The organism is Pueribacillus theae (genome assembly GCF_003097615.1).
In the GTDB taxonomy this organism is placed as follows: Bacteria; Bacillota; Bacilli; order Bacillales; family UBA6769; genus Pueribacillus; species Pueribacillus theae.
Genome location: NZ_QCZG01000033.1, coordinates 28,248 through 41,521, shown reverse-complemented (window position 1 = coordinate 41,521; position 13,274 = coordinate 28,248). Strand labels below are relative to the sequence as shown.

The window sequence follows — 13,274 nt, the reverse complement described above, 5'->3', positions numbered from 1 at the left end:
TGGTAACTATTGGATGGAACCATTTTCATCCCAAGTTTGTGACCCGGCGGGTCATGTATGTTTAGTTAAAAAACATGCGGTACAGAAAGTTACCAAAAAAAACGAGAAAAAATAATTGCATCGGCAAAGTTTGCGCGATGCAATTATTTTTTATTTATTCCTCTTCTTCTTTTCTAGGCGGTGTGGGCGGCTGTTCAGGTTTTGTATTGGTTTCTGTGTTTTCGTTTTCCTCATTTGTTTGGTCTCCCGGTTTTTTCTTTTCTTGGTCAGTTTTTTCGCCATTCTCGCCATTATTATTGTTATTACCATTTTCTTGTTCTTGATTGTCGTTATGAGGAGGTGATGGCTGTTCCTCTTCATTTGTTGGCGGTTCTGGTTCTGTATTTTCAGGAGGCGTTTCCTCCTCATCTGTTGGATCTGGAATCTTAATGCTAGCTGACGCTGGATCACTTTTTTGGTTTGTGCTTTCATCAATAGCGACAACTTGGAATTGATAGGTTGACCCCGCTTGAACGTTAGGCACTGATATACTTAATCCGCCAGTAGACGGCAATGACGTTGCTTCGCCTCCGTCCACAGACATGCTAATGGCAAAGGATACGTTGCCTTCTTTCGCGTGGTTCCAAGATAGTGTAATACTATTTGATTCCTCATTATAGCTTGCACTTAATCCAGTCGGAGCTCCCAGCTTATTATAGGTTTGTGAAATTCCACTTGGCCCAGTACCACGAACAAAGAGTTCATAAACAATTTTATCTTTCGGTGTGAATGGGCTTGGTTTTTTTTCTGTCCCCGCTTCTAAAGCTACTTCAATAACAGAATCTGGTTTTTTGAAATCCGGAGTATCAATCCCTTCCGAAGCATGCGACATCACATCTTTAAAGATGCGCTGGGCAATAGTACTTCCTTCTTTAACATATTGTTCCTGTGTTGTTTTATCATATCCCGTCCAAACAGCAGCCGCATATCTTGTCGTGTAGCCGGCAAACCAGCCATCCGTTGTACCGTGAGTGATATTTGGCGGCGGGTTTGTTGTTCCTGTTTTACCAGCCATTGGCAGGTTGGGTACTCGCGCTCTTGTACCTGTTCCCTTTCTTACAACATCTTTAAGCATATCTGTGATCATATATGCCGTGTAGTCACTCATCGCTGCAACAGGCTCAGGTGTATTGTCGATTTCTCGTCCATCAGGAAAGACAATTTTCCTTACGGTATGTGGTTTATGGTAAATCCCTTCATTACCGAATGCGGCATAGGCACCAGCTAATTGGAGCGGGGAAATCCCATGTTTAAATCCACCAATCGCATAAGCCGGTTCCAATTCCTCTTTTGGTTCAATGCCAAGATTTGCCGCAAATTCTTTTGCTTTGTCTGCGCCGACTTCCAGAAATGTATTTACCGCCGGCACGTTATATGATTGTTCAAGCGCTTTTCGCATGGACACTTGTCCACGGTGCGAACGATCCCAGTTTCGAATTTCATGCCCATTTATAACCAATTTTTCATCTTTAATTATTTTCCCAGTAGACCACTTTAAATGTTCAATCGCCGGACCATAATCGAGAATCGGTTTAATCGCTGAACCAGGTTGGCGTTTGGATTGGATGGCGTAGTTGAAATTTCCTTTTTTCTTATTACGGCCGCCTCCGATGGCTCTTACTTCACCTGTTTCTGTGTCAACTAAAACAACACCTGCCTGGAACTTATCATCAGGGAACATAGCATCGTCTTTCAAGGTTTTCTCCGTATTTTCTTGTGCACTTACGTCCAGTGTTGTATAAATTTTTAATCCACTTTCATATATATCTCTTTCAGATAGGCCTTCAACCTCTTCGATTTCCCTAATCACTTGATCGATAAACGCTTCATATTTTCTTGGTTCTTTTTCTTTAGGATTAAGCATATCTGCAACTTTTATTTCTTTTGCTTCTTCAGCTTGTGCTTCATTAATAAATCCATACTTTACCATTGCTGCTATGACCGTATTTCTTCGTTTTTCAGCTGCTTCAGGGTTTTTCGTCGGGTCATAATAATTCGGCCGCTGCGGAAGACCGGCAAGTAGAGCGGCTTCGGATAATGTTAATTCATCCAACTCTTTTTGAAAATATGTTTCTGCCGCCGTTTTTATTCCGTATGCCCCTTTTCCGTAATAAATTTTATTTAAGTACATTTCCAAGATTTGATCTTTTGAATAATTTTGTTCAAGCTTAACCGCTAAATATGCTTCCTGTACTTTTCTTTTCAAAGTTTTTTCCGGTGTTAAAAAGGATCGTTTGATCACTTGCTGCGTGATTGTACTTGCTCCTTCAGATCCAAATCCTTCTCTAAAATTCGCAAGAACTGCTCCGCCTATTCGACGAATATCAAGGCCGAAATGTTCTCTGAATCGCACATCTTCAATGGCTAGGGTAGCATTCTGTACAAGTTCAGGGGTATCCTGAATAGATGCGAACTCTCGATTTTCTTCGCCTGACACAGTAGCGATTTCTTCATCATCTTTATCATAGATATTGGACGAAACCGGATCCTTTAATAATTCAGGATTTAATTCTGGAGTGCCCCTTAGCATGGCGAAGACAGTAACCGTTCCAGCGATGAAAAAGATGAGAAAAATTAATAATAAAGCAGTAAAAATGCGCTTTACCATTCCTTTTTTGCGCTTTGTTTTTTTTGGGTTTTTTTTCATTTTTCGTCGTTCTGTCCTTGAACGATATTGTTCAGTCATGATTGATCCTGCCTTTCGAAAAATAAATATTATCAATGATCGAAAGATAATCGACTCTAGGGTTGAAGCCTAAAGGAATCTGTATTCCGTTTTCTTCGATATACATGAACGGGATTGATTTTCTTCCGTTTTGAAACTGGTTGTCCCAAAAATAAAATAAATGCTTCGCTTCCAAAAAGTAGATCGTATCAAGGTATACAAATTTTAAAATAACAAAGCAAATGCCACCTTGCTCATCCACTTTTTTCATATGTTCGATTTGATGCGCATGAAAGTTATTTAATGGGAAAGACGTTTTGTTTTTTGTTTCTTTTGCCTCAAAATCAATGTATTTCCCTTTATATACTCCATTATAATCGGTTGTTGAAGCCAATTTAAAGTAAGCTTCCGTTATGATAGCCGCACTTCGTTTCGGATAGCTGACATTGACAATTTGAACCGGTGTCGGTTTTTTATGAATCACTGCCTTTCCAATACTTAAATAATATTCGTTTGTAATGTTCAGATCTTCCTCCAATGTCATACCGCGATTCGCATGTTTATTTGAGAAGTTTTCCTGTTTTCGGTTCTTTGCCGCACGGATATTTTTTTTTCCGTTTGGATAATGAAGCATGAACTGATTTCCCCTTTTTTAAAGACTATTAAAAAGCCTTAAAAGTTAAAAGACTATGTTAGCGCCGTTGTGGATAGCCTTTTTACCTTATGACTTGATTTTACCCGTGAATGAGAAAAAAGCAAATAAAATAAGTTAACTTTCCTGTTAAAAAATGTGACAAATTTGCGCTTTCTTTGACGAATCGCTACTACTTTTGTCATGTGGGAAGGGAGGAATGAATCGGCATAGAATATATGTCAATACGAAAATATACGGGAGGGTTTTTTAATGGAAATGGCGGTAAAAACGAAAGTTGTATCTGAAGAGTTAGGTGTAAATCCTACGACGATTCAAAGATGGGTAAAGTATTTCAATATTCCTTGCGAAAGAAATGAACACGGCCATTATTTGTTTCGCGATAAAGATATTATGCAATTAAAATATATAAAAAGGCAATTAAACCTTGGTTTGCCTATGTCTCAAATTGAACTTGGACAAGCTTCACAAAAGAGTGAGGCAAATAACGTGGGTCCAGAACAACAAGTGACAGTTGCCGAATTGGTTCAAAAATTTGATACGATGTTTTCAAGATTGGAGGATGTGGAAGTACAATTAGAGAAAAAGGCGGCAGATGTTGTGAGCGTTCAAATTTTGCAGCACCGAAGAGAGATCGATAGCCTTCATAAAAAAATTGAAAAACTAGAAAAGGAAATGGAACAATTAAAAGCAGCAAAAAAAGAAGCGGAGATTATTCCTTTTAAGCCGAAAGATAAAAATGTTCCAAAAAGAAAGTGGCTAGCCAGCCTTTTAAGCCTTTTTTAAAAAATATCAAAAATGCAAACCAACCCAACTTCTAATTTCTAAAAATGCCATATAACAGTACTTTTCTTGTTAAAACTTTGATAGGATAAGTGCTGTTGGAGGTGTGGAAGTCATGGCTGGAAACAGTGAACAATCTTTAATAAATTTAACGAAAAAATTATTGGATTTAAATAACAAGGCATATAGCCAATATGTTGAACATACGAAACATGAAGGGTACGAATCGGATTTTTATAATGAAGTGAAACCATTTTCGGATGAAGTCCTTAAAGTTGCAGGAAAATGGAAAGAAGCGGCCCTTGAATGGTTGGGCGAGGGACAAGTAAAATATCTTTATCCTATTCAAATCGAGAACGCGTTTGAAAATTTACTAATCACTTCCGTACAAGCTTTTCAAAAGGATACGGCAGCAAGAAAATTCAATGAACGGCGATTTATTGAAATGATTAAATCAGTTGATTATGTATTAAATACGATGCTTTCCCAATTAAAATCGTAAATTTTTATTAAAATACTGGTCGAAATTCCAGTATTTTTTGTTTTTTTATTTAGCTTATACTCTCATATAAGCGAGTGAGAGAGAATGATTCCCAATCTGTCTAACTTGGCTCTACGATCATGCAAATAACTCTCTGATTGTTCGAAATTCAGTATGATTATATCCTTAGATAGATGATATCGGCGTTTTTAGAAGGAAACACAAGGCGATTTACGGCATACACCCATTTATAGACAATAAACCGCGATAAACCTTGATTACCCATTTTGATTTTAAAAATTGTTACCGATATGCTAACAACTATATAAATTTTATTCAAAAATGTGAATGGGGGGTGACACAGACTGGGAAAGATTAAGAATCAATCAACGAAAGAAATCAACGAAGAAGGGAAGCTGAATTTCCGGGAGCCGACTGAGAATGACGGCGCCGCGATGTATACACTTGTAAAAAATTCAAAAGTGCTTGATTTAAATTCATCCTACAGTTATTTAATGTGGGGGAAATACTTTAATAAAACGTCGATTTTGGCGGAAATTGATGACAGAGTTGTAGGCTTTATTTCAGGGTTTCTACAGCCGAATGCACCTGACACATTATTTGTATGGCAAGTTGTTGTTGACGAATCCCAAAGAGGGAAAGGATTGGCCACATCGTTGTTGGAAAAACTTCTTTACCAATTGGATCATAAGGATATTCATTATCTTGAAGCCACCGTAACTCCCTCAAATATTGCCTCTAACAATTTGTTTAAAGGTTTGGCGAAAAAGTTAGAGGCAACATGTGAAGTAAGTGAATGCTTTTTAGAAGAACAATTCCCCGATCCTTCTCACGAAACCGAATGGACATATCGCATAGGCCCGCTTTCATGATTTTAACTAAAATAATAATTGCTGGAGGTATGTAAACTTAATGATAACTGTTAAAGTAAAGCCGGAAATGGAAATGGAAGTTTTCGAGAAATATGAGTCTAATGTAAGAAGCTACAGCCGGAGTTTTCCAACGGTCTTTAAAAAAGCAAAAGGTTATAAAGTATGGGATGTCAACGAAAAAGAATACATCGACTTTTTTGCCGGAGCCGGTACATTAAACTACGGCCACAACAACGATAAAATGAAAAAGCTGCTTATCGAATATTTAGAAGAAGACTTGATTACCCATAGTTTGGATATGGCCACAGTAGCTAGAGGGAAATTTTTGGAACAATTTAATGAAGTGATACTTAAACCAAGAAATTTAGATTATAAAGTTATGTTTCCGGGGCCAACTGGTACAAATACAGTTGAAAGTGCTTTGAAAATTGCTCGTAAGGTAACCGGTCGTGAAACGGTGATTAGTTTTACGAACGCTTTTCATGGAATGACAATTGGTTCGCTTTCCGTTACAGGAAATTCCTTCAAACGACATGGTGCTGGAATTCCTTTGAGCCATACAGTTTCTATGCCTTATGACGATTATTTTAGCAGTAACCGTTCAATTGAATATATCGAGAGATTTTTAGAAGACAGCGGAAGTGGAGTTGCATTGCCGGCAGCAATTATTCTCGAAACGGTTCAAGGTGAAGGCGGGATAAATGCTGCGAGCTATGAATGGCTTAGAGATATCGAGAGATTATGCAGAAGATTCGATATATTGCTAATTGTCGATGATGTCCAAGCGGGCTGTGGTAGAACAGGCACATTTTTTAGCTTTGAACCCGCAGGGATCAAACCAGATATCGTATGTTTGTCAAAATCTATCGGGGGATACGGCCTGCCGATGGCAATCACACTTATTAAAAGTGAGCATGACATTTGGGAGCCTGCTGAACATAATGGGACGTTTAGGGGAAATAATCTGGCATTTATCGCTGCAAGCGAAGCGTTAACTTATTGGGAAAATAAAGATTTTTCAAATGGAATCCAAGAGAAATCAGAAATGGTGAGTTCATTTATCGATCATGTCATTGAAGAATATAAAGAATTAAAAGGCGAAAAAAGGGGAAGGGGATTAATGCAGGGGATCGCTTCTGAAATTGAAGGCCTTTCAGAGCAAATTTGCAATGAAGCATTTAATAGAGGGCTATTAATGGAAACCTCAGGTCCAAATAGCGAAGTGTTTAAGTTTCTGCCCCCTTTAATTATTGACAAAGAGGGTCTAGAGAAAGGTTTCGCCATCGTAGAAGAAAGCGTTCAAACCGTTTTAAACAAATAAATCGAAAATAGCAGGTGCCATTATGGCTCCTGCTATAAATTTGTCTATAATCGCGTGTTCAAAAAGGAGGGTAGCCGGACTTTTTGAACATCCTCTTTCATTTCACTTTGTCCATTTCTATATTGCTTCTGTCGCTCCATTCAGGCTGGCGTTTTTCAAGGAATGCGGAGATGCCTTCAATGGCATCGGGATGTGAGCTGTTTAAGGAAATGACTTCCGAAGAATAATTAAGGGCCTGGAAGTCCTCCATTTGAAGTTGTTGATAAAATTGATTCTTTCCAATATTTAAGACCGCCAAACTATGCCTTGCGACTGATTGGGCTAGCTCTTCTGTTGCTTGTTCCAGCTCTTCATGGGGAACTACTTTATTAACCAAACCGTGAAGAAGGGCATCATCAGCTGTAATAAAATCCCCTGTAAACAGCATTTCAGCCGCCTTTTTTCGGCCAACATTACGTGAAACAAAGACAGCTGGAGTGCTGCAAAACAAACCGATATGCGCGCCAGGTGTGGCAAATTGAGCACGTTCACTTGCGACAGCCAAATCACACGCAGCAACAAGCTGGCACCCTGCGGCGGTCGCTATTCCATGAACTTTCGCGATTGTAATTTGAGGGATGTCTCTTAAAGTCCGCATCATTTTCGCACATTCTTGAAATAAATGCAGGACATCCTGTTGAGGTTGATTGGCCACCTCGCGTAAATTATGGCCGGAACTGAATACTTTTCCTTCCGCTTCAAAAATAAGTACATTAACGTTTTTTTCAGTGCCAATTTTTTTTAGTAAATGATCTAGTTCTTGAATGAGAGGCAGTGACAACGCATTGCGCTGCTTATCATTTTGTAGTGTAATCGTTCCGATTTTTCCGTTCTCTTTATAAGATATGAATTCCAATTTCATCCCTCCGTCTAATAGAATAAATCAAAATTTCAGAAAACTAATTCTAATTTAACATATATTTCTAAATGGTACAAATAGTAAGTCTATAGCAAAGTTACTTCTTTTGACAAGGTTATGCGTGATTTTCCTGTTGTAAATTTAGAAATGTATCGTAAAATATAGATGGCAGACGTAATATACAAAGTCGGAGAGGTAATCGTGAAAAAAGTGATCTTGTTTTTGTTCTTTGTTGTCATCGTTTTAACTTTTGTTTTAATGAATTCCTTAGGTTCTGAAGCGAATATTTAATACATTTTAAGTGAGTGTACAAAAAGATGGTTGGCTGTCCTATTACAAGTTTGAATAGGCTAACATAAAGTAGTAGTGTAACCTAGAATAAAGGAGGAATTTATATGCCACCGTTGTTCTCTAATCGGCGTCCTACTACTTTGCCGCCAATCGTTCGCCCAACGCGGAGAATTGTGAAAGATATTTATGAACCGTATGTTGTGCCAGTTATCCACCCTACGCACACACAGTACAATCATCATAAAGTTATCCAATACCAGCATTACTGTCCGCACACTGTTTCACATTGCTGTGATGTGTCCCATCAGCATGTGAATTGTGGCTGTCCTGGAGGATTTCATCGTTAATGATTCAGCAAGAGCGAACCTAAAAGGGTTCGTTCTTTGATAACAAAAGGAAATTGACAATTTCTTTATCTTCTGAAAAAATAGCATTAAATGCATTGAACAGTGAGGTGACCAGATGAAGGCCGAGAATAACATTCAGTTGACACCGAAAGAAATTTTAGAAAAAGATTTTAAAACAGGTTTTCGCGGTTATAAGCAAGACGAAGTCGATAAATTTCTAGATATCGTTATAAAAGATTATGATCGTTTTCAAGATAAAATTGAAGCCTTGAAAAAGGAGAATGCTCGTTTAAATAGGGAGCTGAATAAGTTAAGCGAGCTTCAAAAACGCAATACGACGACTGCCGGGAATACGAATTACGATATTTTAAAACGATTGTCTAATTTGGAAAAGCACGTTTTTGGAAGTAAATTACATGATGAAGACTAACATCTTTTTTAGTTATGCCAATACTTACTAGTTGAAATGATTTCTATATCATATTATAATGAAGAATAGTCGTTAAAAGTTAATAGCGTTCGGGTAATCGCTGCATATTCATTATGTAGAGGAAAGTCCATGCTCGCACGGTCTGCGATGACCGTAGTATTCGCGCCTAACGAAACAATAAGTTAGGGTAATTCGGTTGCGACTGAATTAACGGCTGGGAAACACCTAAGTCTTCTTGATATGGTGTCTACCTATAAAAGTGCCACAGTGACGGAGTTCTCTTGGAAACAGGGGAAGTGGAACGAGGTAAACCCCGCGTGCGAGAAACCCAAATTATGGTAGGGGAGCTTTCTCGAAGGAAATGAACGGAGAGAAGGTCGAATGTTAAGATTCGAAGATAGATGATTACCACCCAAGTACAAGGTTAATCCCGTTTGCAGTACGAGGGCACAAAACATGGCTTATAGAACGTTATTAACTTGGCTATTTAATTAATATAATGAGCATTATATAGACAAGCCCTTGCTTTTATAAGGGCTCTTTTTTATGATTAGGGATATTCAGTAATAAATATACATTGGGGTCGAACATATGAACAAGTTTACATTAATTGCAACTGCTGCAATGGGAATTGAAGCATTAGTTGCGAGAGAAGTGCGGAATCTAGGCTTTGAAAATATTCAAGTTGAAAATGGAAAAATTACATACGATTCCGATGCATTGGGAATTTGCCGTTCAAACATGTGGCTTCGGACAGCTGATCGGGTAAAGCTTAAAATAGGTGAATTTCGAGCGACAAGCTATGAAGAATTGTTTGAACAGACGAAAGCTCTTCCTTGGGGTGACATTCTTCCAGAGGATGCGGAATTTCCGGTTATTGGAAAGTCCGTAAAGTCGAAATTATATAGTGTACCTGATTGCCAATCGATCGTTAAAAAAGCGATTGTGGAAGGTTTAAAAGAACGGTACCATGTCACATGGTTTAAGGAAACCGGGCCGTTATTTCGAATTGAAATTGCCCTCCATAAAGATATTGCAACACTCTCCATTGACACGAGTGGAACAGGGCTGCATAAACGCGGATACCGCTACTTACATAACACGGCACCATTGAAGGAAACTTTGGCGGCCGCAATGATTATGTTGGCTAATTGGAAGTACGACCAGCCTTTTGTTGACCCATTTTGCGGCTCTGGCACGATTCCCATCGAAGCGGCAATGATTGGGCAAAATATTGCACCCGGATTTAATCGAAACTTTGCTTGTGAGAATTGGCCAATTATTTCACCTGAAAACTGGAGGCGTGCTGAGGAAGAGGCCGAAGATCTTGCAAAATACGATCGGAAATTGGATATTATTGGTTCGGACATTGACCACAAAATGGTGGACTTGTCAAAGAATAATGCCGCTGAAGCAGGATTATCCGAGCTTATTGAATTTAAACAAATGCAAGTAGCTGATTTTAACCCTTCAAAGGAGCATGGCGTTGTCGTATGCAACCCCCCCTACGGTGAAAGAATAGGGGAAAAAGAAAAAGTTGAGCAATTATACCGCAGCATGGGAGCAGCGTTTAAACGTTTTCCATCGTGGTCTGTTTACGTTATCACTTCTAATGAAGACTTTGAAAAACTTTATGGGAAAAAAGCTTCAAAAAAGCGAAAATTATATAATGGGAATATCAAGACAGATTATTATCAATTTTTTGGCTTGCGGGGAAAGAATAATTAGAAAAGCCGATTTTTGGAAATCCATTCTAAATGGAATATAATTCATGTTAGAATAGAAAGTAAAAAAGAGGTGGTAGAAATGGCGACAGGTAATTTAGAAGAAACGATTCGAAAAATAATTAACGAAAAGAAAAGAATAGCAGTTGTCGGGTTGTCGGACAATCCTGAACGTACATCTTACGGGGTCACTGAGGCCATGCAAAATGCAGGGTATGAAATTATTCCAGTGAATCCGATGATTAAAGAGTGGAAAGGAATACCTGCCGTTTCCTCTTTAAAAGACATTGATGGCCATGTTGATGTAGTGAATGTATTTCGCCAAAGCAAATTCCTTCCGGAAATCGCAAAAGAAACAGTTGAAATCGGAGCGGACGTCCTTTGGGGCCAACTTGGTGTTGAGAATGAAGAAGCGAGAGAATACGCTGAAAAGAATGGCGTTACTGTTGTGATGAATCGTTGCATAAAGGTGGAGCATGCAAAATATAGAAATAGGTAGTTCCTTTCTCTTCTACTCTCTACAATTAACTCGGCGAAAGCCGGGTTCTTTTTTTCAATAACTATGCTATTCTAATTATGCTACGTCTTCTGCTTCTATAAGAAAAACGCTGACGTGTCTTTCTTATAGAAGCCAGAGGTCAGAAGCCGGATTAATCTAAATATGCGAAAGTGACAAATTTCTACTTTCTTTATATTTTTAAAAAAATGGAAACGCGCGTTCCCTTATGGTAAACTTGGATTATCGCAGTATTGAAAGGAGCTCGACTTTTTACATGACAAGAACCAACGTTGAATACAACGATGATACGATACAAGTTCTAGAAGGGTTAGAAGCGGTTCGAAAGCGCCCAGGAATGTATATTGGCAGCACAGATAGCCGGGGGCTTCATCATCTCGTTTATGAGATCGTTGACAACTCAGTTGATGAAGCATTGGCTGGATTTGGAAATAAAATCATCGTTACCATTCATGAAGATAATAGTGTTAGTGTTCAGGATGAGGGGAGAGGAATGCCAGTCGGCATGCATCAATCTGGCAAACCTACACCCGAAGTCATTTTAACCGTTCTTCACGCAGGAGGAAAGTTCGGCCAAGGCGGATATAAAACAAGCGGAGGCCTCCACGGCGTTGGTGCGTCAGTAGTAAATGCGCTTAGCGAGTGGCTTGAAGTATCAATCAATCGTGACGGACATTCCTATAAGCAGCGATTTGAAAATGGAGGGAAGCCAGCTACAACCCTTCTAGAGACTGGAACAGCAAGAAAAACGGGCACAACGATTCACTTTAAACCCGATTCAGCTATTTTTTCTGTTACCACATTCAATTATGATACGTTAAGCGAGCGATTGCGCGAATCTGCCTTTTTAACGAAAGGCTTAATGATCGATTTAATTGATGAAAGATATAATCGCCGTGATCGGTTCTTTTATGAATCAGGGATTGAGGCTTTCATCGAATATCTTAATGAGAACAAAGAAACTCTCCATCCTGTCGTTACATTCGAAGGAACTCAAGCAGATATCCAAGTCGAATTCGCCTTCCAATACAATGACGGGTTTACTGAGAATATTCTTTCTTTTGTCAATAACGTAAGAACAAAAGACGGAGGAACACACGAATCCGGGGCAAAAACAGCCATGACCCGCATTATGAACGACTATGCTAGAAAAGCACAGCTATTAAAGGAAAAAGAGAAAAACCTAGAAGGGCATGATATTCGTGAAGGGCTTACCGCGATCGTCTCTATAAAGATTCCGGAAGGAAAGCTGCAATTTGAAGGGCAAACAAAAAGTAAACTAGGTACAAGCGAAGCACGTTCGGCTGTGGATGCCATCATATCTGAAAAGATGTCCTATTATTTAGATGAAAATCCACAAACGGCTGAAATGCTTATAAAAAAAGCCATCCGTGCTTCACAGGCTAGAGAGGCTGCACGGAAAGCGAGAGAAGAAGCCCGGTCGGGAAAACGCGGGAAAAAAAGAGAAACCATTTTAAGTGGCAAATTAACCCCTGCAACTTCGAAAAACACGCAAAAGAATGAGCTTTATCTCGTGGAAGGCGACTCTGCGGGGGGATCGGCAAAGCAAGGCAGAGATCGGCGTTTCCAAGCGGTTCTTCCTTTGCGAGGCAAAGTAATCAATACAGAGAAAGCAAAGCTTGATGATATATTTAAAAATGAAGAAATCAACACAATCATACACGCCATCGGGGCAGGCGTTGGTCCTGATTTTATTGTCGAAGATGCAAACTATGACAAAGTGATTATTATGACTGACGCGGATACGGACGGCGCCCACATCCAAGTGTTGTTGCTTACATTTTTTTATCGCTATATGAAGCCATTGATTGAGGCAGGAAAAGTTTTCATCGCATTGCCTCCACTTTATAAAATCAGCAAAGGAAGCGGAAAGAATGAAAAAATTGAATACGCATGGGATGAAGAGGAGCTTCAAAAAGCAATAAAAAATGTAGGCAAAGGGTATTCAATCCAACGTTATAAAGGATTGGGAGAAATGAATGCCGATCAACTTTATGAAACGACGATGAATCCTGAAACAAGGACTTTGATTCGTGTGACAATTGATGATGTGGCTCGCGCCGAAAAGCGGGTATCCGTTTTAATGGGAGACAAGGTTGAACCAAGGCGCCAATGGATTGAATCAAATGTTGAATTCGGGCTAGGGCTAAACGAAGAAACAAATATTTTAGATAATGAGAACTTGCAGCTAGAACTAGAATTAGAATGAGGG

12 protein-coding genes and 1 other RNA gene are annotated in these 13,274 nt (G+C 39.1%); 10 read left to right on the top strand and 3 right to left on the bottom strand.

The features are described from left to right. Window positions 1-154 precede the first annotated feature (154 nt). Together DCC39_RS14175 and recU are read right to left on the bottom strand one after the other, a co-directional pair. Window positions 155-2,725 (bottom strand): PBP1A family penicillin-binding protein, encoded by a 2,571-nt coding sequence (locus DCC39_RS14175; protein WP_116555555.1) that lies wholly within the window; start codon window positions 2,723-2,725, stop codon window positions 155-157. Beyond that, complete coding sequence (recU, locus tag DCC39_RS14170) at window positions 2,718-3,338, bottom strand: Holliday junction resolvase RecU (RefSeq protein WP_116555554.1); 621 nt, start codon at window positions 3,336-3,338, stop codon at window positions 2,718-2,720. Before recU ends, DCC39_RS14175 begins: the two co-directional genes overlap by 8 nt. A gap of 270 nt (window positions 3,339-3,608) precedes the next feature. Between recU and DCC39_RS14165 the strand changes: the two genes are divergently transcribed. From DCC39_RS14165 to ectB, 4 genes are all read left to right on the top strand, one after another. Next, on the top strand, window positions 3,609-4,142 hold the full coding sequence (locus tag DCC39_RS14165) for a MerR family transcriptional regulator (RefSeq protein WP_116555553.1): 534 nt from the start codon (window positions 3,609-3,611) through the stop codon (window positions 4,140-4,142). A gap of 112 nt (window positions 4,143-4,254) precedes the next feature. Beyond that, the gene (locus DCC39_RS14160; RefSeq protein WP_116555552.1) at window positions 4,255-4,641 is read left to right on the top strand and encodes a YppE family protein; all 387 of its coding nucleotides are present in this window, start codon (window positions 4,255-4,257) and stop codon (window positions 4,639-4,641) included. 344 nt (window positions 4,642-4,985) lie between these two features. After that, a complete protein-coding gene (gene ectA / locus DCC39_RS14155; protein ID WP_338066564.1) occupies window positions 4,986-5,513 on the top strand; it encodes a diaminobutyrate acetyltransferase in 528 nt (175 codons plus the stop codon). Between the two features lie 40 nt (window positions 5,514-5,553). Then, a complete protein-coding gene (gene ectB, locus DCC39_RS14150; RefSeq protein WP_116555550.1) occupies window positions 5,554-6,834 on the top strand; it encodes a diaminobutyrate--2-oxoglutarate transaminase in 1,281 nt (426 codons plus the stop codon). Between the two features lie 97 nt (window positions 6,835-6,931). On the opposite strand, the gene DCC39_RS14145 is transcribed toward ectB, so the two are convergent. Beyond that, window positions 6,932-7,729: an enoyl-CoA hydratase gene (locus DCC39_RS14145; protein WP_116555549.1), complete on the bottom strand. Its 798-nt coding sequence runs from the start codon at window positions 7,727-7,729 to the stop codon at window positions 6,932-6,934. 398 nt (window positions 7,730-8,127) lie between these two features. On the opposite strand from DCC39_RS14145, the gene DCC39_RS14140 reads away from it, so the two are divergent. The 6 genes from DCC39_RS14140 (at window position 8,128) to parE (ending at window position 13,271) form a co-directional block, all read left to right on the top strand. Next, complete coding sequence (locus tag DCC39_RS14140; RefSeq protein ID WP_116555548.1) at window positions 8,128-8,370, top strand: CotD family spore coat protein; 243 nt, start codon at window positions 8,128-8,130, stop codon at window positions 8,368-8,370. A gap of 115 nt (window positions 8,371-8,485) precedes the next feature. Beyond that, window positions 8,486-8,800 (top strand): cell division regulator GpsB, encoded by a 315-nt coding sequence (gene gpsB / locus DCC39_RS14135; protein WP_116555547.1) that lies wholly within the window; start codon window positions 8,486-8,488, stop codon window positions 8,798-8,800. An 85-nt stretch (window positions 8,801-8,885) separates the two neighbouring features. Beyond that, window positions 8,886-9,269, top strand: an RNA gene (gene rnpB / locus DCC39_RS14130) — RNase P RNA component class B. Window positions 9,270-9,391: 122 nt separating this feature from the next. Further along, window positions 9,392-10,528: a THUMP domain-containing class I SAM-dependent RNA methyltransferase gene (locus DCC39_RS14125; RefSeq protein ID WP_116555546.1), complete on the top strand. Its 1,137-nt coding sequence runs from the start codon at window positions 9,392-9,394 to the stop codon at window positions 10,526-10,528. Between the two features lie 78 nt (window positions 10,529-10,606). Continuing rightward, on the top strand, window positions 10,607-11,023 hold the full coding sequence (locus DCC39_RS14120) for a CoA-binding protein (protein ID WP_116555545.1): 417 nt from the start codon (window positions 10,607-10,609) through the stop codon (window positions 11,021-11,023). A gap of 274 nt (window positions 11,024-11,297) precedes the next feature. Further along, window positions 11,298-13,271, top strand: a complete 1,974-nt coding sequence (gene parE, locus DCC39_RS14115; protein ID WP_116555544.1) for a DNA topoisomerase IV subunit B — start codon at window positions 11,298-11,300, stop codon at window positions 13,269-13,271. The last annotated feature ends 3 nt before the right edge of the window (window positions 13,272-13,274 follow it).